This window comes from Bradyrhizobium sp. 45, assembly GCF_023073155.1.
In the GTDB taxonomy this organism is placed as follows: Bacteria; Pseudomonadota; Alphaproteobacteria; order Rhizobiales; family Xanthobacteraceae; genus Bradyrhizobium; species Bradyrhizobium canariense_D.
In genome coordinates this window covers 1-25,717 of record NZ_JADPIX010000131.1, presented here as the reverse complement: position 1 = coordinate 25,717, position 25,717 = coordinate 1, and the positions used below count along the sequence as shown (strand labels likewise).

The 25,717-nt window shown below is 62.9% G+C and carries 25 protein-coding genes, 1 tRNA gene and 1 pseudogene; 14 read left to right on the top strand and 13 right to left on the bottom strand.

Annotated features, from left to right (window positions below):
• Positions 1-25 precede the first annotated feature (25 nt).
• From IVB42_RS29370 to IVB42_RS29340, 7 genes are all read right to left on the bottom strand, one after another.
• Positions 26-580, bottom strand: a complete 555-nt coding sequence (locus tag IVB42_RS29370; protein ID WP_247391570.1) for a nucleoside 2-deoxyribosyltransferase — start codon at positions 578-580, stop codon at positions 26-28.
• A gap of 33 nt (positions 581-613) precedes the next feature.
• A complete protein-coding gene (gene dxs / locus IVB42_RS29365) occupies positions 614-2,542 on the bottom strand; it encodes a 1-deoxy-D-xylulose-5-phosphate synthase (RefSeq protein WP_247369204.1) in 1,929 nt (642 codons plus the stop codon).
• A 175-nt stretch (positions 2,543-2,717) separates the two neighbouring features.
• Positions 2,718-2,918, bottom strand: coding sequence for a hypothetical protein (locus tag IVB42_RS29360; protein ID WP_085361378.1), 201 nt, complete (start codon positions 2,916-2,918; stop codon positions 2,718-2,720).
• A 222-nt stretch (positions 2,919-3,140) separates the two neighbouring features.
• The gene (locus tag IVB42_RS29355; RefSeq protein ID WP_007594646.1) at positions 3,141-3,392 is read right to left on the bottom strand and encodes an exodeoxyribonuclease VII small subunit; all 252 of its coding nucleotides are present in this window, start codon (positions 3,390-3,392) and stop codon (positions 3,141-3,143) included.
• A gap of 73 nt (positions 3,393-3,465) precedes the next feature.
• The gene (locus IVB42_RS29350) at positions 3,466-4,395 is read right to left on the bottom strand and encodes a histone deacetylase family protein (RefSeq protein WP_247396497.1); all 930 of its coding nucleotides are present in this window, start codon (positions 4,393-4,395) and stop codon (positions 3,466-3,468) included.
• A 133-nt stretch (positions 4,396-4,528) separates the two neighbouring features.
• Entirely contained in the window at positions 4,529-6,187 is a 1,659-nt protein-coding gene (locus IVB42_RS29345; RefSeq protein ID WP_247391574.1) for a bifunctional metallophosphatase/5'-nucleotidase, read from the bottom strand.
• A gap of 198 nt (positions 6,188-6,385) precedes the next feature.
• Positions 6,386-7,144, bottom strand: coding sequence for an enoyl-CoA hydratase-related protein (locus tag IVB42_RS29340; protein WP_018456264.1), 759 nt, complete (start codon positions 7,142-7,144; stop codon positions 6,386-6,388).
• Positions 7,145-7,389: 245 nt separating this feature from the next.
• On the opposite strand from IVB42_RS29340, the gene IVB42_RS29335 reads away from it, so the two are divergent.
• Positions 7,390-8,631: an MFS transporter gene (locus tag IVB42_RS29335; RefSeq protein WP_247392917.1), complete on the top strand. Its 1,242-nt coding sequence runs from the start codon at positions 7,390-7,392 to the stop codon at positions 8,629-8,631.
• 91 nt (positions 8,632-8,722) lie between these two features.
• On the opposite strand, the gene IVB42_RS29330 is transcribed toward IVB42_RS29335, so the two are convergent.
• Positions 8,723-10,501: an acyl-CoA dehydrogenase gene (locus IVB42_RS29330; protein WP_085352538.1), complete on the bottom strand. Its 1,779-nt coding sequence runs from the start codon at positions 10,499-10,501 to the stop codon at positions 8,723-8,725.
• 254 nt (positions 10,502-10,755) lie between these two features.
• On the opposite strand from IVB42_RS29330, the gene IVB42_RS29325 reads away from it, so the two are divergent.
• A tRNA-Gln gene (locus IVB42_RS29325) sits at positions 10,756-10,830 on the top strand.
• Between the two features lie 73 nt (positions 10,831-10,903).
• Here IVB42_RS29325 and IVB42_RS29320 read toward each other — a convergent pair.
• The gene (locus IVB42_RS29320) at positions 10,904-11,182 is read right to left on the bottom strand and encodes a hypothetical protein (protein WP_247392916.1); all 279 of its coding nucleotides are present in this window, start codon (positions 11,180-11,182) and stop codon (positions 10,904-10,906) included.
• A gap of 105 nt (positions 11,183-11,287) precedes the next feature.
• Here IVB42_RS29320 and IVB42_RS29315 point away from each other — a divergent pair, with 105 nt between their 5' ends.
• Entirely contained in the window at positions 11,288-12,925 is a 1,638-nt protein-coding gene (locus tag IVB42_RS29315) for a tyrosine-type recombinase/integrase (RefSeq protein WP_247392915.1), read from the top strand.
• A gap of 252 nt (positions 12,926-13,177) precedes the next feature.
• On the opposite strand, the gene IVB42_RS29310 is transcribed toward IVB42_RS29315, so the two are convergent.
• The gene (locus tag IVB42_RS29310; RefSeq protein WP_247392914.1) at positions 13,178-13,438 is read right to left on the bottom strand and encodes a hypothetical protein; all 261 of its coding nucleotides are present in this window, start codon (positions 13,436-13,438) and stop codon (positions 13,178-13,180) included.
• 98 nt (positions 13,439-13,536) lie between these two features.
• Between IVB42_RS29310 and IVB42_RS29305 the strand changes: the two are divergent.
• The 3 genes and pseudogenes from IVB42_RS29305 to IVB42_RS42370 form a co-directional block, all read left to right on the top strand.
• Positions 13,537-13,839, top strand: a pseudogene (locus IVB42_RS29305) (SAM-dependent methyltransferase); the annotation flags it as partial.
• Positions 13,840-15,422: 1,583 nt separating this feature from the next.
• Entirely contained in the window at positions 15,423-15,758 is a 336-nt protein-coding gene (locus tag IVB42_RS42375; RefSeq protein ID WP_346659089.1) for a hypothetical protein, read from the top strand.
• A gap of 64 nt (positions 15,759-15,822) precedes the next feature.
• The gene (locus tag IVB42_RS42370) at positions 15,823-16,125 is read left to right on the top strand and encodes a hypothetical protein (protein WP_346659088.1); all 303 of its coding nucleotides are present in this window, start codon (positions 15,823-15,825) and stop codon (positions 16,123-16,125) included.
• A gap of 35 nt (positions 16,126-16,160) precedes the next feature.
• Here IVB42_RS42370 and IVB42_RS29290 read toward each other — a convergent pair whose 3' ends face one another.
• The gene (locus IVB42_RS29290) at positions 16,161-16,346 is read right to left on the bottom strand and encodes a DUF3606 domain-containing protein (protein ID WP_106946902.1); all 186 of its coding nucleotides are present in this window, start codon (positions 16,344-16,346) and stop codon (positions 16,161-16,163) included.
• A gap of 397 nt (positions 16,347-16,743) precedes the next feature.
• Here IVB42_RS29290 and IVB42_RS29285 point away from each other — a divergent pair, with 397 nt between their 5' ends.
• From IVB42_RS29285 to IVB42_RS29250, 8 genes are all read left to right on the top strand, one after another.
• The gene (locus tag IVB42_RS29285) at positions 16,744-17,064 is read left to right on the top strand and encodes a PepSY domain-containing protein (protein ID WP_204513968.1); all 321 of its coding nucleotides are present in this window, start codon (positions 16,744-16,746) and stop codon (positions 17,062-17,064) included.
• 35 nt (positions 17,065-17,099) lie between these two features.
• Positions 17,100-17,720 carry a general stress protein gene (locus IVB42_RS29280; protein WP_247392913.1) on the top strand — a complete coding sequence of 207 codons (621 nt, stop codon included), beginning with the start codon at positions 17,100-17,102 and terminating at the stop codon, positions 17,718-17,720.
• 71 nt (positions 17,721-17,791) lie between these two features.
• Positions 17,792-18,250 carry a YidB family protein gene (locus tag IVB42_RS29275; RefSeq protein ID WP_231190556.1) on the top strand — a complete coding sequence of 153 codons (459 nt, stop codon included), beginning with the start codon at positions 17,792-17,794 and terminating at the stop codon, positions 18,248-18,250.
• A 25-nt stretch (positions 18,251-18,275) separates the two neighbouring features.
• Positions 18,276-18,539, top strand: a complete 264-nt coding sequence (locus IVB42_RS29270) for a GlsB/YeaQ/YmgE family stress response membrane protein (RefSeq protein WP_247392912.1) — start codon at positions 18,276-18,278, stop codon at positions 18,537-18,539.
• 62 nt (positions 18,540-18,601) lie between these two features.
• The gene (locus tag IVB42_RS29265; protein ID WP_249803189.1) at positions 18,602-18,940 is read left to right on the top strand and encodes a hypothetical protein; all 339 of its coding nucleotides are present in this window, start codon (positions 18,602-18,604) and stop codon (positions 18,938-18,940) included.
• Positions 18,941-19,115: 175 nt separating this feature from the next.
• Positions 19,116-19,322 carry a hypothetical protein gene (locus IVB42_RS29260; protein WP_247392910.1) on the top strand — a complete coding sequence of 69 codons (207 nt, stop codon included), beginning with the start codon at positions 19,116-19,118 and terminating at the stop codon, positions 19,320-19,322.
• 906 nt (positions 19,323-20,228) lie between these two features.
• Positions 20,229-21,695, top strand: coding sequence for a helix-hairpin-helix domain-containing protein (locus IVB42_RS29255; RefSeq protein WP_247396487.1), 1,467 nt, complete (start codon positions 20,229-20,231; stop codon positions 21,693-21,695).
• Between the two features lie 277 nt (positions 21,696-21,972).
• On the top strand, positions 21,973-22,707 hold the full coding sequence (locus IVB42_RS29250; RefSeq protein ID WP_018455627.1) for a sensor histidine kinase: 735 nt from the start codon (positions 21,973-21,975) through the stop codon (positions 22,705-22,707).
• A 6-nt stretch (positions 22,708-22,713) separates the two neighbouring features.
• Here IVB42_RS29250 and IVB42_RS29245 read toward each other — a convergent pair.
• Together IVB42_RS29245 and IVB42_RS29240 are read right to left on the bottom strand one after the other, a co-directional pair.
• Positions 22,714-23,662 (bottom strand): IS630 family transposase gene (locus tag IVB42_RS29245; protein WP_247396561.1). Its coding sequence is split into 2 segments (ribosomal slippage): positions 22,714-23,325 and positions 23,327-23,662, totalling 948 coding nucleotides; the frame shifts between segments, so codons are not numbered across the junction.
• Between the two features lie 717 nt (positions 23,663-24,379).
• The gene (locus IVB42_RS29240) at positions 24,380-24,826 is read right to left on the bottom strand and encodes a hypothetical protein (RefSeq protein WP_247396485.1); all 447 of its coding nucleotides are present in this window, start codon (positions 24,824-24,826) and stop codon (positions 24,380-24,382) included.
• Positions 24,827-25,717: the final 891 nt, after the last annotated feature.

Sequence of the window (25,717 nt, the reverse complement as noted above, 5' to 3'; positions counted from 1 at the left end):
ATCTCTCCGAAGACGCCTGAGGCGCTTATGTAGCGATCAATCGCGCGGCCGCCATCCGGACGCAAGCCTCGAACGCGGCCAGATCGTGCCAGACGTCGATCGGCATCTGCGCCGGCGTCACCAGCGGGCAGCCATGCAGCTCCAGCGCGTGGATCATCATGAGATTGTCGACGAGGCCAAAATCCTCGACCGTCAGCCCCTGCACGTCGACCAGCCGTCCGTCTTCGGAGGTCACGTCCATGAAGCGACTGACACGGTCGGCATAGGCGGCACCGTCATTGGAATAGGCGAGGCAGAACTTGCGGCGGCCGGCCATGTAGCCGAGCTCGTAGACGGTGCCGGGATCGGCGCCGGCGCCGCGGAACGGCGTGAGGTTGGCGATGATCGCATCGGCCGCGTCCATCATCGCCTCGTTGCCGCGAAAGATCTGCCGCGAGGCGTCGGGCGCGGCGAGGTCGATTTCGTTGTCGAGGGGATAGAGGCCGGTGACGCCGTGCGCGGCACAGACCGCGACTTTGTGCCGGCCGATCTCGACCGCATCTGGCAGGAACACATCGGGGCCTGCCAGATAGATTTTCATCACAGCTGCTTCGCGGAAGGTCGAAGCTCGCTATCAGGCGAGCTTGACCGTCTCGGCCTTGACGTCCTTGCCGAGCGCCTCGAACACCTTGGCGACGATGCCCTTGGCGTCGAGACCGGCACGACCGTACATCGCCGCCGGGGTGTCGTGGTCCTGGAACACGTCGGGCAGCACCATGGTGCGGAACCGCACCAGGCCGCTGTCGAGCGCGCCCTGGTCGGTCAGGTACTGCGCGACATGCGAGCCGAAACCGCCGACTGAGCCTTCCTCGATCGTGATCAGGATCTCGTGGTCGCGCGCGAGCTTGAGCACGAGCTCGGTATCCAGCGGCTTCATGAAGCGCGCATCCGCGATCGTGGTCGAAAGGCCGTGGGCAGCGAGCTCGTCGGCGGCCTTCTCGCATTCGGCGAGGCGCGTGCCGAAGGAGAGCAGGGCGATCTTGCTGCCCTGGCGGACGATGCGGCCCTTGCCGATCTCGAGCGGAACGCCGATTTCGGGCATCTCGATGCCGCGGCCTTCGCCGCGCGGATAGCGCAGCGAGCTCGGACGATCATTGATCGCGACCTGGGTTGCAACCATGTGCACCAGCTCGGCTTCATCGGACGCGGCCATGATCACCATGTTCGGCAGACAACCAAGATAGGCGTTGTCGAACGAGCCGGCATGGGTGGCGCCGTCGGCGCCGACGAGGCCGGCGCGGTCGATGGCGAAGCGAACCGGCAGGCTCTGGATCGCGACGTCATGCACGATCTGGTCGTAGCCGCGCTGCAGGAACGTCGAGTAGATCGCGCAGAACGGCTTGTAGCCCTCGGTGGCGAGACCGGCGGCGAACGTCACTGCGTGCTGCTCGGCGATGCCGACGTCGAAGGTGCGGTCCGGGAAAGCCTTGTTGAAGATGTCGACGCCGGTGCCGGAAGGCATGGCCGCGGTGATGGCGACGATCTTGTCGTCCTTCTCCGCTTCCTTGACGAGGCTCTGGCCGAATACGTTCTGATAGGCCGGCGCGTTCGGCTTGGACTTGGCCTGGGTGCCGGTCGCGACGTCGAACTTGACGACCGCGTGGTACTTGTCGGCGGAGGCTTCCGCCGGGCCGTAGCCCTTGCCCTTCTGCGTCACGACGTGGAGCAGGATCGGGCCGGTCTCCATGTCGCGCACGTTCTTCAGCACCGGCAGGAGATGGTCGAGGTTGTGGCCGTCGATCGGGCCCACGTAATAGAAGCCGAGCTCCTCGAACAGCGTGCCGCCATCCATCATGAAGCCGCGGGAATATTCCTCGACGCGGTTGGCTCGGTTGGCGAGGATCTTGGGCAGGCGCTGGTTGATCTGCTTGGCCACATCGCGCAGCGTGCGATAGGTCTTGCCCGAGTAAAGCCGCGACAGATAGGCGCTCATCGCGCCGACCGGCGGCGCGATCGACATGTCGTTGTCGTTGAGGATGACGATCAGGCGCGAGTTCATCGCCCCCGCATTGTTCATGGCCTCATAGGCCATGCCCGCCGACATCGCGCCGTCACCGATGACGGCGATAACGTTGTTCTTGCCGCCGGAGAGGTCGCGCGCGACCGCCATGCCGAGGCCGGCGGAGATCGAGGTCGAGGAATGCGCGGCGCCGAACGGATCGTAATCGCTCTCGCTGCGCTTGGTGAAGCCGGACAGGCCGCCGCCGGTGCGCAGCGTGCGGATGCGATCGCGCCGGCCGGTGAGGATCTTGTGCGGATAGGCCTGGTGGCCGACGTCCCAGATCAGCCGGTCGCGCGGGGTGTCGAAGACGTAATGGATTGCAGTGGTGAGCTCGACCACACCGAGGCCTGCGCCGAAGTGACCGCCGGTCACCGAGACGGCATCGATGGTCTCCTGACGCAGCTCGTCGGCGACCTGGCGAACCTGCTCGACCTTGAGTTTGCGCAGGTCGTCCGGCGTCCGGATGGTGTCGAGAAGCGGCGTTTTACTATATGCGTTCACGGCGATTTCCAATTTGTCAGCGCCGGAAGATCGTTCCGGCGCGCGATGGGTTTGCTCAATATCGGCGCAGCGCGAGTCCTTAAACCGTCGGAGCCACCTGCATGGGGCAAAGCCCCGTCTTCAAGCTTAGGTGAGCTTAAGTGCTCTCCGGTTCAGTCTCTGTGATCCCTGTCACTTAGATCGGCTTCGTCCATCCCAGCCAATTCATCAGCAGTTTGAAGCGCTTGTCGTCGGTAATCAGTGCCCACGCAAGGCTTACAAAAAGCCACACTCCGCGCAGCTTTACACCAAAGCTTGGGCCAAAGCCAACCCGCTGGGCCCGATTACGGGCATGCACCTGCAACCCGCGGGCCAGAGTGGTTAATCCTGGCGCCATCGGAAGGGTTCCAAGCTAGCCCGGTTCCTCGGCAAGGTTTTTCGCGTGGGGAAGCTATTTTTAGGCCGGATTCAGGAGGACGAGGGGCGCTCTGAGGGAGGTTCCATAATCTCCGGAGCGCCGGTTCCCTGGAATCAGGCAGCAGCAACGCCGACGGCGGCGTGCGATCATGAAAAATTGCCGGTGCGCGCTGCGTGAGATAGGCGGCTTTGAAGGCGGCCCTTACTGGACGTCGAGCGGCGCGGTGCCGGTCGCCTGGCCGCTGGCATCGGTGGTGATCTTGTCGACGCGCGCCTCGGCCTGGCGCAGCAACTCCTCGCAGCGGCGCTTCAGGGCCTCGCCGCGCTCGTAGATCGTCACGGATTCCTCGAGCGGCACCTTGCCGTCCTCGAGCCGTTTCACGATCGTTTCGAGCTCCTCGATGGCGCGTTCGAAGGTCAGCCTGGAGATGTCGATTTGGGTATTTTCGGCCATATAAGTTTCCGATTGCCCGATTCGCTTCACGTCGGAGAAAGCAAAGTTTTGCGGGCGCAATGTGGCGGGTGTGTCAGGCGCCCATCAGGGCGCCGACATGCGCCGTAACAGATTCTTTCAGTCCTTGCAGGTCGTAGCCGCCCTCGAGCACAGAAACAACGCGCCCTCCGGCGGTCTTGTCAGCGAGGTCCATCAACTTACGCGTCACCCAGGCATAATCCTCCGCGCGCAAATTCAGCGACGCCAGCGGATCGCGATAATGCGCGTCGAAGCCGGCAGAGATGACGAGCAGCTCCGGGCTGAATTTTTCGAGCTGCGGCAGGATCAGATTCTCGAACGCGATGCGGAATTCCGGCCCGCCGTCCTCGGAGGCGAGCGGTGCGTTGACGATGGTGTCGTGGTCGCCGCGCTCGCTCTTGCCACCGGTGCCCGGAAACAGCGGCATCTGGTGCGTCGAGCAGTACATCACGGTCGGGTCCGACCAGAAAATATCCTGCGTGCCGTTGCCGTGATGCACGTCGAAATCGACGATGGCCGCGCGCTTGACGCCGTATTTACGCTGCGCGTGGCGCGCGGCGATCGCGACATTGTCGAAGAAGCAGAAACCCATCGGCTTGCCGATCTCGGCGTGGTGGCCGGGCGGGCGCACCGCGACGAAGGCGTTGCGATGCTCGCCCGCCATCACCGCTTCGGTCGCCGCGACCGCGCCGCCGACGCCGCGCATCACCGCTTCCCACGTGCCAGGCGACATCGAGGTGTCGCCATCGATATAGACCTGTCCGCTGGTTGGCGCGATGTGGCGCAGCTCCGTGACGTAGTGCTCGTTGTGGCAGAGCGTGACGAGGTCGAGATCGCCCTCCGGCGCCTGGTCGCGCACCAGGAACTGGAAGCGCTCATGCGACAGCGCTTCCTCCACCGCGCGCAGGCGGTCCGGCCTTTCAGGGTGTCCCGGCGGCGTGACGTGGTCGAGGCAGGCCTTGTGGGAGAGGAGAAGCGTACTCATCAGTCGGCCTCATGGGATGCGGGCTCTCGATGTCGCTTGGCGCATCCGGCGCCAAAACGCAAATGCAAAACCCAATCTATGCGTTCCCCCGGGAATGGCAAAGGGTGTCCCGGAGCGGCCTGTTTGATCCGGATCAATTCACGCGCAGGATGCGGCTCAGCGGCAGCGGTCCGATCGGTCCGTGCGCCCGGAAGAACGCGAACAGCGCGTCAGCGTCGTAGCCGCCATATTGCGGCCCCGTGCCTTGTTTGGCGACCGTAAACCCGTCGCCCCCGACTGCGAGGTAATCGTTGAGGGTGACGCGGTAGCCGCTTCCGGCTTCGATCAACCTGCCATTGAGCGTCATCTTCTCGTTGATCACGCGCTCGCCGTATGGCTTCGCCGCATCCCAGGCGTAACTGAACCCGTTCGAGACCTGGAGAATCCTCGGCCGCTTCGGATCGAGCCATTGCTGCTCCAGCATGTCCTTGAGCTGGCTGCCCGTGAGCGTCATGGTGACGAGCCGGTTGCGGAACGGCTGGCTGGCGAAAACGTCGCCGAAGGTGATCGCGCCGTTCTCCTTTGGCACGATGTCGGTGCGGATGCCGCCGGGATTGGTGAGCGCGATGACGGCGCTGCCGTCCTTGGCGTCCCTGGTCGCGGCCAGCTGCGCGTCCGCAATGACGTCACCGAGCGGGCTTTCGCCGGCCTCGTTCGGCACGCGTGACAGCGTCTGCGTCACCGATCCAGCCGGGCGATTGGCGATCGGCGCCGAAAGCCTGTCGTAAGCGTCGATCAATGCGGTCTGCTCGGGATCCCTAGGCAGCGAGGCATTGGCGACGAGGACGTTCTCGGCCCTGGCGCTGACGATGTCGCGCGTTGCCGGATCGAGCTTGAGGTCGATCGCGGTAACCAGGGTACCGTATTTGTCGCCGCTGGTGACGAGCCGCCCGTCAATATCGCAGACATAAGCACGATGGGTGTGGCCGCTGACGACGACGTCGACGGCGGGATCGAATTTTTTCACGATGTCGACAATCGGCCCCGTGATGGCAGGGCATTCGTTGTAGTCGCCAGCCGGCTCGCCGCCCTGGTGGATCAGCACCACGATCGCCTCGACCCCGCGCGCCTTCAGCTGCGGCACCAGCGCATTCACCGTCTCGGCTTCGTCGCGGAATTCGAGGCCCGTGACGCCCGATGGCGAGACGATGCCCGCGGTCTCCTTCAAGGTCAGCCCGATGAAGGCGATGGGGATGCCTTCGAATTCCCTGATCTCGTAAGGCGGCAGCACGCTCTTGCCCGTCGCCGTCTCGATGGTGGACGCCGCTAGATAGCGGAATCTGGCGCCCGTAAAGGAATGCGGCCCCTGACAGCCGTCGACGGGATGACAGCCCCCGTTCTGCATCCGCAGGAGCTCGGTCTTGCCTTCGTCGAATTCGTGATTGCCGACCGAGCTGATCGCGAGCCCCATCATCGAGAGCGACTCGATCGAAGGTTCGTCGTGGAACATGGCCGACAGGAACGGGCTCGCGCCGATCAGGTCGCCGGCGGCGACGAAGATCGTGTTCTTGTGGCCCTCGCGCAGCTGCTTCACCAGCGTCGCCATGTATTCGGCACCGCCGGCCGCCACCATCACCTTCCTGGCCTTGTCCTCGGGATCGCTGATCCGGATGCCGCCCGGCGGCGGGCGCAGATTGCCGTGGAAATCGTTGATCGCCAGGATGCGCAGCTCGACGGGTGCGGCGGTTTGGGCGGACGCGGGCAGGGCGGCGAGCGCGAGCGAGAAGACGGTCAGCCGGAGAACATGTTGCATGAAACCAGACTAGTCGTTCCGCACGAAGATTTCACGAAGCTTTCTTCCTTCTCCTTCTGGAGAAGGTGTCGCGAAGCGCCGGATGAGGGGGTGTCTCCGCAAATTCAAATGTGAGTTCGACTCGCGGATAGAACCCGTCACCCGTCTCGCCGCTTTGCGGCGAGCCAGGCTCTCCCGCCATGGGAGAGGGAAGACAGCCTACCGCTTCTTCCTGTTCATAAACGCGTTGAACGCGGCGGTGGCTTCTTCCGACTTCAGCCGCTCGCCGAACAGATGGGCCTCCTGATCGATGCGGCGGGTGAGCTCCTCGGATGCGACGCGGAGCAGTTTGCGCGAGATCGCGACCGCTTCGGCGGGAAGCCGGCAGATATCGCGCGCCACCTTGCGTGCCTCGACCTCGGTATGACCCGGCGAGACCACGGTGTTGACGAAGCCGGCGGCATGCGCTTCCGCGGCCGTAAAAGTCCGTCCCATCACCAGCATGGCGAAGGCGCGCTGGTAGCCCATCGTGTTCGGCATCAAGAGGCTGGACGCGCCGACCGGCACGAGCCCGAGATGGATGTAGGGCGCGGAGAAGGTCGCCGCGTTCGAGGCCAGCACATAGTCGCAATGGAACAGCATCACGGTGCCCATGCCGATCGACGCGCCGTCCACGGCCGCGATCACCGGCTTGGCGTTGAGAGCTAGCGAATAGAGAAACTTGGCGCCGTCGGACAGCGTCTCGGGGCGCGACGTGTCGGCGTGCATGAAATCGTCGATGTCGTCGCCGGCGGTGAACACGCCGGAGCCCCCGGTGATGATCATGCAGCGGATGTCGGGATTGTTCTGCGCGGTGTCGATCGCGCGGCTCATCTCCCGATACATGTCCTGCGTGATCGCGTTCTTCTTGCTCGGGCGGCGCAGGGTGATCACGCGCGTTCCGCGCTCTTCGCTGACGACGATATTGCCATTCGGCATGAGGGGCCCCTGCGGTCGCCGCGATACTGACATTGCTAGACTCGCGAAACGTCAGCCTACATCATCTTGCAGGCGTGCCAATGCGCTAGCGCGACCTTTTGGAGACCGAATTCGCCCGAGACGGGCGCATCACGCTCGCCGCCGTGTTCCGCGTTGCAATGATCAACCGCCATTTTCGATTGAAAAACCACTGGTTGTGGTGCACGATCGCCTCGCGCCGTTCCATTTGGCCGATTGCCCGATTGATGATTGCCGCCACTCGTGTTGACGAATCCTCGCTGCACTATCGCGGCTGGCGCGTCGTGCTGGCCTGCTTCCTGATGGCTTTCTTCATGTTCGGCTTCGGCCTGTACGGTCAGGGCGTCTATCTCGCGGAACTGCAGCGCGCCCATGGCTGGCCGGGCACGCTGGTCTCCGCGGCCAGCACCTTCTCCTTTCTCCTGACTGCCGTCCTCGTCATCTTCACCGACGATCTGCTCGCCCGCATCGGGCTGCGGTCGCTGATCCTGTGCGGCCTGTCGGCGCTCGGCGCTTCGACGGTGCTGCTGGCGCTGCTGCAGACGCCGTGGCAGCTCTATCTCGCTTATGCGCTGATGTCGGTCGGCTGGACCGGCATGGGCACGGTGGTGATCGCGACCGTGCTGAACTCCTGGTTCGAACGGCGCCGCGGGCTCGCGCTCAGCCTCGCCTACAACGGCGCGACCTGCGGGGGCATCGTGCTCGTGCCGCTGCTGCTGTCGCTGATCGGCAGCATCGGCTTTCGTTCCGCGATGCTGGCGGCCACGCTGGCGATGGTGGTGCTGGTGCTGCCGGTGGTGGTCATCTTCACCGGGTGGCGAACCGAAATGCCGCCGACGTCGGGTGGGAATTCATCCACTGGCGGCACTGCCTTGCCTTCGGTTCACTCACGCAAGACGCTGCTCGCCAACGCGGCGTTCTGGACCATGGTGCTGCCGATCGCGGTCGCGCTGCTGGCGCAGATGGGATTCATCATCCATCAGGTGACGTTCCTCGAACCGCTGATCGGCCGCGCCAGTGCGGGCCTTGCCGTCACCGTCATGGCGGCGATGGCGGTGGTCGGGCGCCTCTCGCTCGGCCTGTTCGTGGACCGGCTCGATCCGCGGCTCGCCTGCGCGGCATCGATGACGAGCCAGGCGGCGGCGCTGTTCGTGCTTCTGCAAAGCACGAATCCGACCGTGCTGCTCGTGTGCTGCGCCGTCTACGGTTTCTCGATCGGCAACATGATCACGTTTCCGCCCTTGATCATCCAGCGGGAGATCGGCGCGAGCGCCTTCGCCGCTGCGATGGGGCTGGGCACCTCGATCAGCGGCATCGTCAGCGCCTTCGGCCCCGGCATCGTCGGTCTCGTGCGCAGCGTAACCGGCGACTACACGAGCGCGTTTGCGATGTGCGTGGTGCTCGACGTGGTGGCGGCGAGCGTCGTACTATGGCGGCCGGGGCGACGTACGAAGCTTGCGGCTTCGTAGCCCGGATGGAGCGCAGCGCAATCCGGAATTCGTGTCACCAGCAATGATGGCCCCGGATTGCGCTGCGCTCCATCCGGGCTACGCGTCCCAGCTACCCCAACAGCACCGCATCCGCTGCCGCGACCGACTCCGCACTCTCCGTCACGGTGCGCTCGAGCGCGCCGGCCTGCACGGCGATGTTCTCGGCGAAGAAGCGCGCCAGCGAGACGTAGCGCCCGGCGTCCGCGATGCCGTCGGATTTCGCGGCGAGCGCTTCAGACGCCAGCATGCAGCCGCCGAGCGTGGCGCCGAACTGTTGCAGATACGGCGTCGCGCCGGCCAGCGCCTCGTTCGGCGCGGAAGGAAGCCGCTCCAGCAGCCATTTGCTGGTGCGCGTCAGCGCCTCCAGTGCCTCACGCAATTTCACGCCCGTGGTGCCGAAGGCGGGATCGTTGGAGGCTTCGACCTGCTTCACGATTGCGGAGAGTTCGTCGAGCAGCGCCCACACCGACGCGCCGCCGTTGGCCGCGAGCTTTCGCGTGACGAGGTCGATGGCCTGGATGCCGTTGGTGCCCTCGTAGATCGCGGTGATGCGGGCATCGCGATAGTGCTGCGCCGCGCCGGTCTCCTCGATGAAGCCCATGCCGCCATGCACCTGCACGCCGAGATAGGCGACCTCGTTGCCGATGTCGGTCGAATAGCCCTTGGCCATCGGCGTCAGCAATGCCGCACGCGCTGCAGCGTCGGCGCGGACCTTCGGATCCCTGGCACGCGTCGAGACGTCGATCGCCACCGCGGTCGCATAGCAGATGGTGCGCGCCGCAGCGGTCTGCGCCCGCATCCGCATCAGCATGCGCTTGACGTCGGGATGCACGAAGATCGCATCGGAACCGTCACCCTTGTTGCCGAGGGCGCGGCCCTGCTTGCGCTCTTGTGCGTACGACAATGCCTGCTGATAGGCACGGTCGGCAACACCGACGCCTTCGAGGCCGACGCCGAGGCGGGCCTGGTTCATCATCGTGAACATGCAGCGCATGCCCTGGTTCTCTTCGCCGACCAGGAAGCCGATCGCGCCGCCATGATCGCCCATGGTCATGGTGCAGGTGGGGGAGGCATGCATGCCGAGCTTGTGCTCGACGCCGGAGGCAAAGATGTCATTGCGCGCACCCAGCGAGCCGTCTTCGTTGACCATGAATTTCGGCACGAGGAACAGCGATATCCCCTTGGTCCCTGCGGGCGCGTCCGGCAGGCGCGCCAGCACGAAATGCACGATGTTGTCGGTCATGTCGTGCTCGCCGTAGGTGATGAAGATCTTCGTCCCCTTGATGCGATAGGTGCCGTCGGCCTGCTTCTCGGCGCGGGTGCGCAACGCGCCGACATCGGAGCCGGCCTGCGGCTCGGTCAGCTGCATCGTGCCGGTCCATTCGCCGGAGACGAGCTTCTCGAGATAGATTTTCTTCAGCTCGTCGCTGCCATGCGCGTCCAGCGCCTCCATCGCCGACGCCGTCAGCAGCGGGCAGAGGCCGAAGGCGACGTTGGCGGCGCTCCAGATCTCGGTGCAGGCGGCGTTGATCGCGAGCGGCAGGCCCTGGCCGCCGAAATCCTCGGGGCCCGAGACCGCGTTCCAGCCGCCCTCGGTCCAGCGCTTGTAGGCATCCGGCCAGCCCGGCGCGGTCGTGACCTTGCCGTCGCTGAGCTTGATGCCGTGCTCGTCGCCGACTTTGTTGAGCGGCGCCAGCACGTCGGTTGCGAACTTGCCGGCTTCCTCCAGCACGGCGCTCACGATATCGCCGTCGAAATCGCCGTAATGGCCGGCCTCCATGGCAGCTTTCAGGCCGGCGCCGTGGTTGAGCGACAGCAGCATGTCAGAGATCGGCGCGCGGTAGGTCATGGCTCACTCCCGTGGACAGTTCTTGGCGCCGTATTCCCATGAAACGGGGGAGGTCTCAACTGTCAGGAGGGGTGGCGGAACGCCCGTCGGCAACGGGCTGGCGTAGCGCTCCTGTAAGGCATGGCGCGGCGCCACCGGCGCCTGTGGTATTTTGCCCCTCCGGGCGGTTGAAATGCCGCGCCTCTCCCTATAGACCGGCACCACTCGAGGGAATCCGCGGACGCTCCTGTCGCCGCCGTTTCCCGAGGGCCTGATGGGGCGTAGCCAAGTGGTAAGGCAGCGGATTTTGATTCCGCCATTCGGAGGTTCGATCCCTCCCGCCCCAGCCAGGAGCCCCGCTTCCCCTGAAATTCCTGACGAAACTGGCCTGGCTGGGGCGCTGCTGCACAGCGCTGCGACACATCACTGCTGCACAGGGTGTCGCTCGCAATGGCTTTCCACATCTTTCGGCGCGAAGCCGTCTACTACTGGCGCCGCCGAACCCCCCGAGCGCTTGCCATTCGCTATGGCCGCCCGCATGTTTCTATGAGCCTTCGGACGACGAGCCGCGCTGTCGCCCGTCGCCTGGCCAACCAGCTCAACCTGACCTTGGACGATGTTGCGATGCTCGCCGACGGCCCCGACCCGCATCTGACGAAGTCTCAAATCGAGACAATGCTCCATGCCGTCGTCGACGGGCATCTGGCCAAGCTCGACCGTGTCGCCTTCGCGGCCAAGAGCTCGCCCGGGTTTGATCTCGGGCAGGCGAGAGCCGACGACTGGAGGGCCTATTGGGCCTACGCGCTGTTGGACGCCCAGGGCGTCACTGCCGTGGTGCGCGAGGAAGATCGCGAGCGCATGACCGCCGGCGGGCTCTCCGAAGCCGACATCGGGGCCGTCCAGGACCACTTGGCCATGCTCCGCGTCAACGACCTCGTCCCGACGAAGCACTACATCCTGCGGGGCATGATCGAGGGCGTGGCCGCCACGCCGACCGCCATGAATCTTGCTGTGGCCCAGGGGACCTATCTTCGGGGGATGAAGCTGGCGCTGGCCCAGTCCGACCGGCGCTACGGTGGTGTGAGGATCGAGGATGACGGACTGGTGGATCGCATGATGCTCGCAAAGAGCGATCCACCGAAGCCGCCTCCGTCTATCGTGAATCGTCCGGTGGCTCGTCCCACCGATCCACCGGAGGTCGACGCTCCGACGATCCCGCAGTTCATTCCCATGGCCGAGTTCGCGCAATTGGCGGATCGCGTTGCCCAGCAGAATCGCGCGGACGAACACTGGGACGACAAGACGCAACGGCAGGCCAAGAGCATCGCAAACCTGTTTGTCAAGTTCATGGTTCAGGATCAGCGCATTCTCGATCTCAGCCTGCTGCGCCAGGAACACGTCGGCAAGTTCGTCGATTTCCTCCGCTTCGACATCTACAAACACTACGGCAAATCGGCGCGTGATGAGCAACTGACGATCGAGCAGCTACGCGAGAAGGGGCGATCCGTCGTGCAGGCCAAGCGCGGGATCAGCGGCGGTACGATCAATCGCCATGCGACCTTCCTTGGCCAGATCTTCGACCACGCCACGGCGCGCGGCGTGAAGAGCCTGGAAGCGATCGATCTGACCAAGCTGCGTGCAAAGAACCGCAGCAAGAACAAGCGCGCTCGCGACGAGAGGCGCAAGCTGCCCATCGACAGCGCGAAAGCGATCTTCCAGACGCCGCCGTTCATCAACTGCGCCGGCTGGGACGATCTCGGGAAGTGGGGCGAGCAGGGGGCCGCCCAGATCTTCCACTGTGCGCTCTATTTCGTTCCGATCCTCATCTACTACTCGGGGGCGAGGCGCGAGGAGCTTTGCGGCGCGATGGTGGACGATATCATCTTCGATCGCGAGGGGTGCAAACCGTACATCCACATCGCGGCCAACGAGCAGCGGCGCATCAAGAACCCCCAATCGAAACGAAACATTCCCCTCCATCCGGAGCTGATCCGGTTGGGTTTCCTCGACTATGTCAGGAAGATCAGGGCGCTCGGATACAAGCTGCTCTTCCCCGACCTGTACTCTCCCAGCAGCCGGTCGCCGCTCGGCAACCGCTTCTACAAACTGTTCAAGCCGATCCTCGCGGAAGCCAAAATCACCGAAGAGGGGCTGGGCGCGCATGCCGTGCGCCATCTCTTCGGCGCGCAATTGAAGAAGAAGCTGCTGACGAAAGAGGACCGCGCGGATCTCCTCGGGCACGGCGGCGACAGCGAAACCAGCGAGCGCTACTGCGAGCCCCATGAACTCGACACCTTGTTCGAGTTCATCATGAAGCTGGAGGTGCTCACCGGCCATCTCGAGCCACAGACCATCAACATTATCCCTTGGGTCGAGAGAATGGAGATTGCGCCGTTTTCACAGCCATCGCGTGCAAAACATTTGGCACAAGCAGCCGATGGTTAGACCACCGGAATCATAATCCTGGGGTCGGGGGTTCGAGTCCCTCTCCCGCTACCAACCTTTCCATGTTAGATTTGAAGGCCTTGCCGGATATCGCGCCAGGCCTTTTGCTCGCCGCCGGCGAGCAGAAAACGCCTCCGTACCCACTTCTGTACCCAAGGATTTGCGCCGAGGCCGATGCGACCTCCTACACCTGCGGTGCCGCGGATGCGGATTTCTCCACCTCGGCGCCCAGTTCAGCTTTTTCCGCCGGCGCTATGCGGGGTTCGGTTTTTTCTGCGCGGGTTCACCTTTTTCTGCGGTCATCGAGCCTTGCGCTTCGGCACGCGCCGGCCGTGTAGGAAACCATGCGACGCCTTGGCGTAGACATCGGACAACTCCTGCTCGAGCATGCTGTTCGCGACAATCAGCGCGCACCGCGCCGACCGGATCGCCGCCGCAGGCCTCGATCTCCTGGGCGACGGCGGCCTCCAGCTCGGCGGCCTGGTCGACGGGTTGCTCGGCGGGGTCGGCCATCGAAGGATTCCGGGGATGTAAGAAATATGGGGCATGCAGAACTTTGTGCCCCATTTTTCTTACATCAGTTGACTGTGAAACCATCTTGTTCTCTATGGGGTGATCCCCGGGGGTGCGCCAGGTATGTGCGGAGCATGCTTAAGCCCGGTGGTTCCTGGATGATCGTCGAGCCGATTGCCGCGGATGATCCGGCCGACAACGTCGGCAATCCGGTCAGCCGTCTCTACTATAATGCATCGACGATGATCTGCGTGCCGACCTCGATGGCCCAAGAAGTCCGCGAAGCACTCGGCGCTCAGGCCGGAGAGGCAAAGCTCACCGAGGTGCTGAAGGAAGGTGGCTTCCGTCAGGTCCGTCGCGCCACCCAGGGTCCGTTCAATATGGTGCTGGAAGCGCCATGAAAACGTGGTCGGCACCTTGCAGGCGCGCCGCCCCCAATTCCTTGGTCGGTCCTTTCTGTTCCTAAGTTGGTCGGCTTCCGACCCATCTGTGGCCTCTGAGGCGATCCGCTCTTCGGCAGATGCTGACGGCAAACCGGACATCAGAGGTCTAGCCGCTTAATGCGTACGCACCTCAGTTAGAGCCCGGGGCGGCTCTGGCCACGCTGCTCCGCTTCAGAGCACATAATTCCGCACTCTCGGGGCCTCGCAAGTACACTCCCGCCGATCTGCTCCAGCCTGTCGACCGATGTCTCGCCCTGCTGGCCTTCGAGGATCATGGACGCGAGTGGTGCGGGCAGAGCTCTCGTAGCGTGACACGCTCTCGCACACCTCGTCGAGGACTGCGCGTAAAAACGCGGTGGTTTCAGCATGGAATATTGGAGGTCTCCCCCAGCGAAAGCAGCATTCTGTCCGAAACCGCCCGGCCGGACGCAAGTTACGGTCAACGAAAAATTCTGCAGGGGCGAGAATGAGCGTGGCCCCGTCTTTTGGGGGCTGGGGGGCTTGAGGGCGGAGCCACGCAGGCCGTGCATTCGCGCGGGCCCGCCACATCAACCGTATCCGGCCGAGCCCGCTCCACTGCTTGAGGCAAAGTCGGCGCGCAGCGAAGGACCTACGGCTCGAAGGGCCGCAGGGGGCCGTCGGCCAAGTTTCGACCGATCGGGTTGCGCAGCGGTCGCCGTCGCAGTCTGCTCAAGCGCATTGCAGAATCCTTTCTGCGCACCCGGCGGCCTGGCGGGAGGGCCTCTGCCGGTGATTTTAGCCTCACCAGCGAGGATTTGAGGTCGTAGACGGGTGCGGCATCGCACTTCGCCTGAACGAGGGCCTAGCAGCCTGAGAGGGGGTAGGGGAAGGCGCTGCGCCTTGCACCGGCAACGAGCTGCCGCTTAGGCGACGCTTCTTCGACAGCCCCCCGGAGGCGAGTGAGTTCTGACCACGCCAGCGCGGCGGTGATCCATCTCTGCCGCTCTGGGCCGTTGGCTTCGGCGGCAAGCTTCATCGCCGCGACGGCCTCGCGCTTGGGGTCGTACTCGAGATCCATGGATACAAATATAGTTGAAGATCGTAAACGATCACGCACCGGTGGGACCGTAGCAATCCGGGGTCGGCGCCATATGGGGATCCTGTCTAGCCGTCCGGAGATGCCGGCCCCGATCCGCCCCCATTCATAGGCGCGGACCTCCGGAGCGCTCGCGATCGAGGCCCTTGCGCGAGCCTCCCGCGACGGGATCCAACTGCACCGACACTCCCGAAAAGCCCGTGAATTGCTTGTCTTTCAGATATCTCGTGACCGGCTCGCCCCGTATTGTAGGGGCTCAGGGCCTACCTGGTCGCCTCACCATGAGAAGAGATGTTTCAAAACGCAGCGGATCTGGCCGCGATGGCCGAGGCGTTAGGCCGATCGGGTGACTACCGGGTCCTCCGGCGCCTGGTGCCGCGTCCGAGGTCGATGGCGGTCTCCGGACAGGAAACGAGGTCGGCATCCTGCTCGATACCGAAACACCGGCCTCGACCACCGCAAGGACGAAGTCATCGAACTCGGCATGGTCAAGTTCGGCTACACGCCGGACGGGCGCATCATTGATGTCAGGGACACGTTCTCCGCCTTCAATGAGCCGTCCGAGCCGATCCCGGCCGAGATCACGGCGCTTACCGGCATCACCGACGAAATGGTGGCCGGCCACAGCATCGACGAGGCCGCCGTGAACGCCTTCGTCGATGATTCCGTGGTCCTGGTCATCGCGCATAACGTGGATTCGATCGGAAGTTTTCCGAACGCTACTGGCCCGTCTTCGAGCGCAAGGCGTGGGCATGTTCCGCGACCGAGGTCCAGTGGCGGCAGCACGGCTTCGATGGAGCGAAGCTCGGCTACCTTCTGAATGGCGCCGGCTATTTTCACCAGGCGCACCGCGCGGTTGACGACTGTCCGCGCTGCTCGAGATCTTGGACTTCGACCTACCAACGACCGGCGCGCCCGCGCTCGCCGTCCTGCTCGAGACCGCACGACAGAAGACCATCCGGATCTGGGCCGAACAGTCGCCGTTCGAACTAAAGGATTCGCTGAAGCGGCGCGGCTATCGCTGGAGCGACGGCACGGACGGTCGGCCAAGGTCCTGGTACGTCGACGTCTGCGAGTCCGCGCTCGACGCGGAGCTCGCATTTCTCCGGTCAGAGATCTATCTCCGCGACGTGGAGCCGCGGCTGCAGACGCTGACCGCTTTCACGCGCTTCTCCAGCCGGATCTGAGGCCGGCAGCTCGGGAAGAAGCTGCCGCCTGCGCATCAGCGCCCGAGACGCTTCTCGACCCGCTTACGGGAATTGCCTACTTTCTTGACCGCCTTCTTGACCGCGGGCGCGGACCGTCCGGTCTTCTTCGCCTCATAGCCGACTTCGTGCTTCTGCCCGCCTGCGACGCGCGCCCGGTCCTGCTTACGTCCTCGCGCAGTCTTCTTCTTCGCGGCTGCCATCAAGTCCTCCTTCTGCGAATCTAATGGCAGTGCAACGTTGTAAGGATTCGCAGGTTCCGCAACGGTCCCTCTATCCGAGCGCGACGGCGGGCGGCAACCGGGATGGACCGGCCTGCATCGGCGTAACTCGACAGGTGTATCCAGCACCTCCTGTCGCGGCTGCTTCGATGCTTTCCAAGAGTGGTCGCGCCAAGTCGAACCAAACGAATGATGTCGTCAAGAGGCAGCACTGTTCGGCGTCATGAGGCGAGGACGCAGACCTCGCGCAGTACGCGACGGCGCCAGCTGCCATCTTGTAGTTCTCCTGAGGACCCTTCCACCCAAGCCGACCGGACCGGGAAAAATTGGAACTTCTCGGACCAGCACCTGTTGTGCCGTGCCACTATTGGAGGACGACATGAACAATAAATTTCTTCTTCTGCTGACGGCGGCCTCGCTACTCGCCGGCCCGTCGTTTGCGCAAAAGCCGCCGGCTGCCGATCGGCCCAATAATAATGCGGTCAACAGTTCTGGCCAGAACAATTCCAGCAAGCCGGTTGCAGGCGCCAACAGCTTCACCGAGGGCCAGGCCAAATCCAAGATCGAGGACGCGGGCTACACGAACGTCACATCGCTGAAGAAGGACGACAACGGCGTTTGGCGCGGAAAGGCCAGTAAAGGCGGCGCCTCATCCAATGTGAGCCTGGATTTCCAGGGCAACGTCAACGCGGCCAAATAATTTCGCGCAGCAGCGAAGATTTAGAGGGATTCAAGATGACGATTACGATTTCACGTCTCTACGACAACTATTCCGATGCGCAGCGCGCGGTGACGAGCCTGGAGGCCGCGGGCGTGCCGCATTCGGATTTGAGCATCGTCGCGAACAATTCGGACAACTGGTACAGCACCGACAAGAAGGTCGATCGCGATCGCGATGGGGTTGACGATCGGGCGGAAGGCGCGGCTACGGGAGCGGGCCTCGGCGCAGGTCTTGGTGGCGCGGCCGGCTTGCTCGCGGGCCTTGGTTTGTTGGCTATCCCCGGCCTCGGTCCGGTAGTGGCGGCCGGATGGCTCGCGTCCACCGCGCTCGGCGCCGTTGCCGGCGGCGCGACGGGCGGAGTCGTCGGGGCGTTGACGCAGGCTGGCGTATCCGACGAGGAAGCACCACTCTACGCCGAAGGTGTGAGGCGCGGCGGCACGCTGGTTTCGGCTCGTGTGCCGGATGCGGACCGCGCGCGATACGAAGCGATCCTGAACCAGTCCGCCGTCAATTTGCGCGACCGAAGCGCAGCCTGGCAGAAGGCCGGGTGGAAGAGCTACGATCCCTCCGCCAAACCTTACGGCGCGGAGGAGGTCCGCAGAGAGCGCCAACTCTACGGCACCGGAATGCGATGAATAACCGGCGGCCCGCACACCAGGCGGGCCGCCATTTTCTTCACGACGATCATCGAACTCAGGAGCCGAAAATGAGCCGCGGAATGCCATCGATGACCGCCCTCCTGGGTATGCTCGCAATCGCCGGTTACCAAAATAGGGACAAGCTGGCGGACATGTTTCGCAATGCTACCTCCGGTCAGCCGGCGGGTGCCAAGGATTCCCTGAGCGGCATGCTCGGCAATCTTGGTGGCCTTGTGGGAGGCGGTGGCGTGGGTTCGCTGCTGAATGGCGGGATCGGCGAATTGCTCGAGCACTTCAAGCAGAACGGACAGGGCGACGCGGCTCAATCCTGGATCAATCAGGGGCCAAACCGCGAAGTCACCCCGCCCGAACTCCAGCAGGCTATCGGTCCGGATGTTCTTCAAAAGCTGGAGCAGCAGACCGGCCTGTCGCAGCAGGAGATCCTCGACCGCTTGTCGCGAGAACTTCCGACGGCCGTGGACAAATACACGCCGGACGGACGCCTTCCGGCGCAATCCGCGGGATAACACTCCTCAAGACTCGAGAAAAGATATGAGCATCATCTGGACGATCATCATCGGTTTCATCGCAGGCGTCATCGCGAAGTTCATCATGCCTGGCGACAACGAGCCCTCGGGTTTCATCCTGACCACGATCCTGGGAATAGTAGGCGCGTTCGTTGCGACCTATCTTGGTCAGGCTCTCGGCTGGTATCGGCCCGGAGAAGGCGCAGGACTAGTGGGGGCGGTGGTAGGCGCCATCATCGTGCTTCTCGTCTACGGTTTTGTGGCCGGTCGCAGCCGCCGGGCCATCTAACCACCGTGAACGGAATTCTTTGCGTTAGCGGTGAATGCCCGGTGTGAAAGGTGATCGGCAAGATGAAATGGATGCTCGTTGTCCTGGTAGGAGGCATGACACCGGTCAACACCGACCTGGTGTTCGACAAATTCGCCGATTGCCTTGCCGCCGAGGAGCAGATGCGGAAACACTACACCGACGCCTTCGAGGTCTGGGACCGATGGGCCGCGGCCAATATCGAGCGAAGACGCGAATACTCAAAGGTGCGCGACCTCCAGGCCAAACGCCTGCTCAGCAATATCGGTACGTGCGTTCCTCATGCGGGCGGCGACCCCGCGGCGCCTCAGCAGCAGAGCGATCCAACACCTCCTCAAACTCCTCAAGCCGCACCTACGCCGCAGCCAAGTCCGAAAACGTGAGGTCTGACCGTTCGGAGCCGGGCGGTCGCGAACCAATGTTGCTGCTGCTTGCGAATCGCTTTTCACCGCCGACGGTAGGCTGAGCTCCGGCTTAGTGTGCGAGCGCGCGAGTGGAGGGAAGCTGACCCTTTTGAGACCCCTTAATGCACCCGAACAGGCCTGGGGCCTCCTCGCTTTGCCGCGCCTGACGCCGAAGCTTCTGTGGCCCATCACCTCTGTCGTCGATGCTTTAGCAGTTTTTGCATATCTTTTTCACGGTCTGGTCGACTTTGCTGTTCTCCTGATCGATCTTGGCGTCACTATCGTGTTGATCAGTGGTCGTCGGCCGACCGATGCCGCCCGCGGCGGCCCCTTGGGTATTGGCAGCAGGCGTTCCGGATGAAGCTGCGGTTCCGGCAGCATTGGTGCCGGGGCTTGCGGCATTTGTGCTGTTTCCATTGACCGCTCCCTGATTGAGCCCTGATTGAGGAGTAGGAGTACCATTGGCGATACCGGTTATCGCATTGGTGGTGCCGGTGGTTGGATTGGTATTTGCATTCGGGGCAGTTGCCGACGGGCTTGCCGTTCCGCCCGAGTTCGCAGCGCCTGCGGCTCCTGTAGCGGACGGAGATGCTGCAGTCGAGCCCCCTGCAGTCGAACCCCCTGCACCTGGAGACGACGACGCACCGCCAGCGCTTCCACCGGCAGATCCGCCGGCACCGCCGCCGCCTCCGCCCCCACCTTGGGCAAATGCTGCGCAAGGGATGACGAGAGCTAAGACAAGTGCAATGCCAGAGCGTTTCATGGCGCGGCTCCTTTAGCGACCAAGCCACGCTGCTGCGTTTCGTTCCTAGACATTGGGTCGAGCCGACTCGGCTGGCGAGATTGAGGACCAGGCGAAATCGGCCGGCGGGAAGGTGCAGCATCCGTTCTCAAGCGAATGTGCGAAGACTTTGGGGGGGCCTCTCAGCAGGGCCGAGGCCAGCAACCGAACTATAGGGGGAGACCAGGCGTTATCGACATTATGTCAGACGCATTCGACTACTTCCGGGCTTACGCTGTCCGCGCTCTGTGTAAGGCCCGATCTATGCCGCACGGCAGGGTGAAGCATCTGCAGCTGCTGGCCGGGCGGATCTATAATCTCCTCAAGAAAGAGGCCGCTTACGCCCCGAATGTGGAGCACCTTGAGGACTTCCGGGCAGCTCAGAAGCTTGAAAGGTCTCTCGACCGTCCGCCAGGCGAAGGCTCGGGCACTGGGAGTGGCTTTGGTCCGCCGAGGTCGCAGGACGCGGGACGGGAGGCTAGTTAAATGGCCTCCCTCGACACTCGTGGTGTAGCAAGCCTGCTGCGGGAATATGCGCAGCGCACCGCCTTGCGTGGCGGCAACCCCTACCGGGCAAAAGCCTATTCTCGGGCCGCTGACAGCTTGGCAGCCCTTGCCGTCCCTCTGGACGTGCTCATCGCCGAAGACCGACTGACCGAAATCCCCGGTGTCGGCGAGGCGATCGCCGACATCATTACCAAGCTTTACAAGTGCGGCACTCATCCGAGCCTTGAAAAGCTGCGCAAGGAGTTTCCCGAGGGTGTGCTCGAGATGCTGTCGGTGCCCGGCCTCCGCCCCGAGAAGGTGCTGCGTCTATACAAGGATCTCGGCATCACTTCGCTCGCCGAGTTGGAGGCTGCCGCCAAGGACGACCGCATCAAGAAGGCCAAAGGCCTCGGCGCGGCGCTGCAGACCAAAATTCTGCAGAACCTGGCCATCGCGAAAAGCGGAAAAGGTCGCCTCCATCTGCACCGTGCGGCCGCCCTGCTCTCGCACGCCAAGGATTCGCTTCGCAAGGTCCGGCCGGAGCTCAAGCGGGTGACGATCGCAGGCGACTTCCGCCGCGGCTGCGAATTAGTGGGCGACCTCACGATTGTTGCGGAGGCTTCCAAGGCCGACAAGACATCGAAGGCCTCCGCGACGGACGGATTGCAGATCCGCCTGTCCGATCGCAAACACTTCGGCGTCGCCCTTCTCTTCGCCACCGGCTCTGCCGCTCACATCGAGCAGCTCCGGGCGATAGCCAGCGAGAAAGGAATGCGACTGGAGAGCGACGGGTTGCACAAGGGTCGCACCCTGATCGGCGGCGACGAGGCCCAGATCTATAGCGCCCTCGACCTGCCGTTCATCGATCCTGAACTGCGGGAGGGGCGCGGAGAGGTCGAACTGGCTCAGAAGGGCAAGCTGCCGAAGCTCGTCACCGACAAGGACTTGCGCGGAATCCTTCATTGCCACACCGATGCCTCCGACGGCACGGAGACCCTGGAGACGATGGCCAAGGCCACGCGCCAGCGCGGTTTTGAATATTTCGGCGTCGCCGACCACTCCAAGTCCGCGCACTACGCGGGCGGTCTCTGGGAGGAAGAGATCAGGCAGCAGCACCGGGACGCCGACCGGTTGAACAAGCGCTTCGGCAAGGATTTCCGGATCCTCAAAGGCATCGAGTCAGACATTCTGGCCGACGGCTCGCTGGACTATGCGGACGACGTGCTGCAGCGCTTCGACTTCGTGGTCGCAAGCATCCATGGCCGCTTCAAACTCGACCGCAAGGCGCAGACGCAGCGGCTGCTGCGCGCCGTCTCCGATCCTCACACCACCATCATCGGCCATATGACCGGGCGCCAGCTCAAGCGGCGGCTAGGCTACGAAATCGATGTCGAAAAGGTGCTGCGCGCTTGCGCGAGGCACGACGTCGTCGTCGAGATCAACGCCCAGCGTGCCGCGCTTCGATGACCTCGAAGCCTAACTCGGTAATTACCTCAGCAGCCATCATCATCAACAATGGCTCATCTTCAACGACAAGCACCACGAGCCGTGACTGCATGACCCCTCCCATGGCGTGAGCCTCTAAAGGGCTCCAATCACCGGGATGCCTGCAATGATGCGATGATGCATGCTAACCGCTTGATGATGGAAGGGTTCCGTCGGCTCCCGAATATAGACCAACCTTGGATCTATTGAAGTTTGTCGGATATTGTCGTCCAAGTACCGTTCGCCGGAGTGACATGGAATGAATGCTTCAAGCGGGGCCGATCAGCGCATGCGAGAAGTTGAAAACGAAAACGACGTGCTTCGCGAGCTCCTTTTGAAGGCAGGCGTTGAAGCCAACGCCCACGTGGCTGCCGCAAAACTACAAACCGTTCTTATCGGGGAACTCCACCATCGCGTAAAGAACATGCTCGCGATTGCATCCGCGATTGCGGCTCAAAGCCTACGCGATGCTTCATCTATTGACGCGGCGGCCAAGACCATCGCCGAGCGGATGAGCGCGCTCGGCGTATCTCATGATCTCTTGATCCAAGAAAGCTGGACCGGGGCGGGTTGCCGAACGCTGATCGAGAACGCGATCAAAGCATTTCAGACCAAAGGCTTCGAGCAATTCACTATTGAGGGGAACAACGTCGCCGTGTCTTCAGGACCTGCGGTCGCGTTGTCTATGATAATTCACGAGCTAAGCACCAATGCGTTGAAATATGGCGCGCTCTCAGTTGCTGAGGGACGGGTCGCCATCACTTGGTCGATTGACGCGGAAAACCAACGCTTTCATCTTGAATGGCGCGAACGCGGTGGACCGCCGGTTGTCGAACCAGCCAAAAAGAATTTTGGTAGCCGTTTCATTCAGACGGCTTTGCCCGGTCAGCTTAAAGGCGAAGCTCGATTGCTGTTCGAGTCAACCGGAGTCGTTTGCGACATCAACATTCCCCTAAGCTCGCTTCAAGAAACCATTATTGCGGTAGTCGACTAGAGCGATTCACTTTTTGACTGAAGCGTAACCGGCGTTAGCGAAGTAGTTGGCGCATTCACGAGGCTGGATGTCCTGGGCGAGGTGACCGATGTGTCGCCAAGTGTCCTCGATGGTGCGCTTCTGAGCTTGCCGCATCCAGTGCTTGATCTTGGCGAAGGCCTGTTCGATCGGGTTGAGGTCGGGCGAGTATGGCGGCAGGTACCAGAGCCTGGCGCCGGCAGCCTGGATCATTTGCCTGACAGCTTTCGACTTGTGGCTTCCAAGATTGTCGAGAATGACGATGTCGCCTTCGCGCAGAGTTGGCAGGAGAAGGTGCTCTACATAAGCGCGGAAGCATTCGCCGTTGATCGAGCCGTCGAAGACGCAGGGTGCCGTGAGTTGGTCGTGGCGGAGCGCGCCGAGGAACGTGAGGGTGCGCCAGTGACCGTGCGGCGCGAAGCCGCGCAGGCGGGCGCCTTTGGGCCCCCAGCCCCGCAAAGGGGCCATGTTGGTCTTGATCCAGGTCTCATCGATGAAGACGAGCCGGCCCGGGTCGAGCCCGGCCTGCCAGGATCGCCAGCGCCGGTGCCTACGAGAGACGTCGGCGCGAGCCTGTTCGAGGGCGAACAGTGTTTTTTTTGAACCGAAGCCCTTCCCGGCGCAGGAACAGCCAGACCGCATTGTGGGAGACCTTGACCCCGCGGGCTGCCAGTTCCGCTTTCAAAGCATGTAGCGTCAGGTGCGGCGTCTGAGTAATCCGCTCGACGATGAAGGCGCGGTGCGGATCAAGCACAGGCTTGCGGTGACCGCCCATCTTGCCGGGCGCAACCGAGCCGGTCGCCCGCTGCCGCTGTGACCACTTCACAACCGACGAGACCGCAACACCAAACCGTTCCGCCACAGACCGGCAGCTCTCGCCCGCCAAAACCGACGCCACCACTCGCTCGCGAAGATCCAGGGAAAGAGGTCGGGTCATCCGATGCTGGCCTCCAATCCAGTCAGCATCTTGAATCACAAACCGCCAGAAACCGGAATCCCCTCCGATTCAATTAAGCAATGAAACGCTCTAGAGCATGGTTGGACCGCTCGACTCGTCCCCAAACGCTCGCAGCGAAACAGCGCCGGTGAAGTCGCCCAGCATCCGGTTGCCCGTGGCGCTGAAAGCAGCCGCTCCGATCATGCCTTCCCCACGGCGCGCATCCACAGGTCAAGCGAACACGGAGCTGGCACCCAAAGCCTGCATCGTCTTGCCGCGCGGTGCCCATTGTCGCACACGGCGGCCATCCTGCTGGACCATCAAGCAACACGAGTTCAGTTCGGTACGGCGGACGTAACAGCCCCGCGATCGGCCAGAACGGCGGCGCGTCTTCATGCGGGCAGGACGACACCGGTTATGGTGGGCTCGCTGCCCGGCCTGACATCGGCGCCGAGGAGATCAAGTCCGGTGTCCCCTGGAAGCAACCGGCGGATAGGCCGCGTGTGTGTCGGCCTCCAGCTGCTCTACAGCCCGGTGCCAGTATTCTTCGGCTCGCCCCTCCTGGCGCCCCTCAAGTGCCCAAAGATGGTAGGCCCGCTCTCGGATGCGCCGTTCTTGATCGGAATGACTGCTGGAATCGGACATGTCTTCAACCTCAGATGTTGCGGCGGCCGTTGCCGGTGGAGATCTTACCGTTCAGGCTGTGTTGGCAGTCCTTTACTCCTCGATCACCATCTCGACCAGCTTCGCTATTTTGGCTCGCGTCAGATCACCGGAGTTAGAAATGTAGGGCTCGACATCAGGGGTAAAAACGAAAGGGATACCCTTCTTGGTTCCGCTGTCACCGATGCGAGTTACGACGATGTTGCCGAATGCAGTTGAGATGCTGGTCGGAGGACCATTGCCGATTGTGAAAGAAACCCCGACTGGGCGGTGGTCGTTGCGCTCAATCTGCGGAGCGAAGGAGAACTGCTCCTCCCCGAAATGATGCTTCAGCTCCTCCAGAAAAGGTATGACTTCGCGCTCCATCGCCTGCTTGCAGTGCTCGATATCGGCGGTTCGCTTGTCCTTGTTTTCTGCGGCGATGATCGCCTGCCTCTCTTTTTCGGCGACCGCTGCGGATAATTTCTGTCGGAATTTCTCAGCCAGCTGCTCGGCGTTCATTCTTGTTCCAATCGAGCTCGGCCCCACCTCATCATGTCTTTCATAATACTACGGCTTATCGGCGGCGTCAGCGGATCCGGACGCATCGGAGCTGGTATCGATGCCGTTCCGGCCGTTACGTGATTAGCTAGTCGTGCGAACGGGTGCCCCGGTCTATTTGTATGAGGCGGCAAATCAAGGTCTTGAGGAGACGAACGCGCTGCCCCTTGGTTTGGCTTCGTCGGGGTTTGCGGCTTCCGATCCACGCGGCTGATTGCATGGGGGAACCAAGAGGGGGCAGGAGCGTTGTTGAGTGTCATCGGTCAGGCAGTTGATGCGGTGCGCTCTGGCCATCGTGTATGGCCATCGTCTCTCCGAAGATGCTACCCGAACAGGCTATCCTCAAGGATTTTGGTGCCGCTACACTACAGAGCCGGTCGAACTCAGTGCCCGCGGTCTGGGATGCTCATACGCCAAGGTTCTCGAATATCTCTGCTGAAAGGCGTTTGATCGTGCGTGCCGGGATCGGCTGGCCGGCTGGGACTGTAGATCATGTGACTCTCGGTGCCGATATTGGATCGCCCGTCGCCTTTGCCTATCAGACAGGTCACTCGGGGATGTCCAACCATTGGAGCAAGTGATTCGTCTTCCGAACGCCGAAACTTCTCGCCGAACATGGGATCAAGCGCGCGATAAACGTGCTTATCCGTCTGGGTGGCGAGGGCGACATTTATCCCGAAGCCGTACCAGCCCGAGCAGATTGTCGACCCGATCCGTGAGCTTACCAGCGCGGCGTGAAGAACAACCCCGAGCGACTCCTTGGCCGTTAGCCGTAGGCTACCCAGCGGGCGAGACCGGCGGAAAGCCATGGTTGTCGAGACGCGCTATGTGACCAGCGGCGAGGTCTTCGTC

Excerpts from the sequence above, each read along its gene's own strand:
- IVB42_RS29370 (WP_247391570.1), bottom strand. The coding sequence starts at position 580 with ATGAAAATCTATCTGGCAGGCCCCGATGTGTTCCTGCCAGATGCGGTC.
- IVB42_RS29360 (WP_085361378.1), bottom strand. The coding sequence starts at position 2,918 with ATGGCGCCAGGATTAACCACTCTGGCCCGCGGGTTGCAGGTGCATGCC.
- IVB42_RS29355 (WP_007594646.1), bottom strand. The coding sequence starts at position 3,392 with ATGGCCGAAAATACCCAAATCGACATCTCCAGGCTGACCTTCGAACGC.
- IVB42_RS29350 (WP_247396497.1), bottom strand. The coding sequence starts at position 4,395 with ATGAGTACGCTTCTCCTCTCCCACAAGGCCTGCCTCGACCACGTCACG.
- IVB42_RS29345 (WP_247391574.1), bottom strand. The coding sequence starts at position 6,187 with ATGCAACATGTTCTCCGGCTGACCGTCTTCTCGCTCGCGCTCGCCGCC.
- IVB42_RS29340 (WP_018456264.1), bottom strand. The coding sequence starts at position 7,144 with ATGCCGAATGGCAATATCGTCGTCAGCGAAGAGCGCGGAACGCGCGTG.
- IVB42_RS29335 (WP_247392917.1), top strand. The coding sequence starts at position 7,390 with ATGATTGCCGCCACTCGTGTTGACGAATCCTCGCTGCACTATCGCGGC.
- IVB42_RS29330 (WP_085352538.1), bottom strand. The coding sequence starts at position 10,501 with ATGACCTACCGCGCGCCGATCTCTGACATGCTGCTGTCGCTCAACCAC.
- IVB42_RS29320 (WP_247392916.1), bottom strand. The coding sequence starts at position 11,182 with ATGCCCGTCGACGACGGCATGGAGCATTGTCTCGATTTGAGACTTCGT.
- IVB42_RS29310 (WP_247392914.1), bottom strand. The coding sequence starts at position 13,438 with ATGGCCGACCCCGCCGAGCAACCCGTCGACCAGGCCGCCGAGCTGGAG.
- IVB42_RS42375 (WP_346659089.1), top strand. The coding sequence starts at position 15,423 with ATGGTCAAGTTCGGCTACACGCCGGACGGGCGCATCATTGATGTCAGG.
- IVB42_RS29290 (WP_106946902.1), bottom strand. The coding sequence starts at position 16,346 with ATGGCAGCCGCGAAGAAGAAGACTGCGCGAGGACGTAAGCAGGACCGG.
- IVB42_RS29285 (WP_204513968.1), top strand. The coding sequence starts at position 16,744 with ATGAACAATAAATTTCTTCTTCTGCTGACGGCGGCCTCGCTACTCGCC.
- IVB42_RS29280 (WP_247392913.1), top strand. The coding sequence starts at position 17,100 with ATGACGATTACGATTTCACGTCTCTACGACAACTATTCCGATGCGCAG.
- IVB42_RS29275 (WP_231190556.1), top strand. The coding sequence starts at position 17,792 with ATGAGCCGCGGAATGCCATCGATGACCGCCCTCCTGGGTATGCTCGCA.
- IVB42_RS29270 (WP_247392912.1), top strand. The coding sequence starts at position 18,276 with ATGAGCATCATCTGGACGATCATCATCGGTTTCATCGCAGGCGTCATC.
- IVB42_RS29265 (WP_249803189.1), top strand. The coding sequence starts at position 18,602 with ATGAAATGGATGCTCGTTGTCCTGGTAGGAGGCATGACACCGGTCAAC.
- IVB42_RS29255 (WP_247396487.1), top strand. The coding sequence starts at position 20,229 with ATGGCCTCCCTCGACACTCGTGGTGTAGCAAGCCTGCTGCGGGAATAT.
- IVB42_RS29250 (WP_018455627.1), top strand. The coding sequence starts at position 21,973 with ATGAATGCTTCAAGCGGGGCCGATCAGCGCATGCGAGAAGTTGAAAAC.
- IVB42_RS29240 (WP_247396485.1), bottom strand. The coding sequence starts at position 24,826 with ATGAACGCCGAGCAGCTGGCTGAGAAATTCCGACAGAAATTATCCGCA.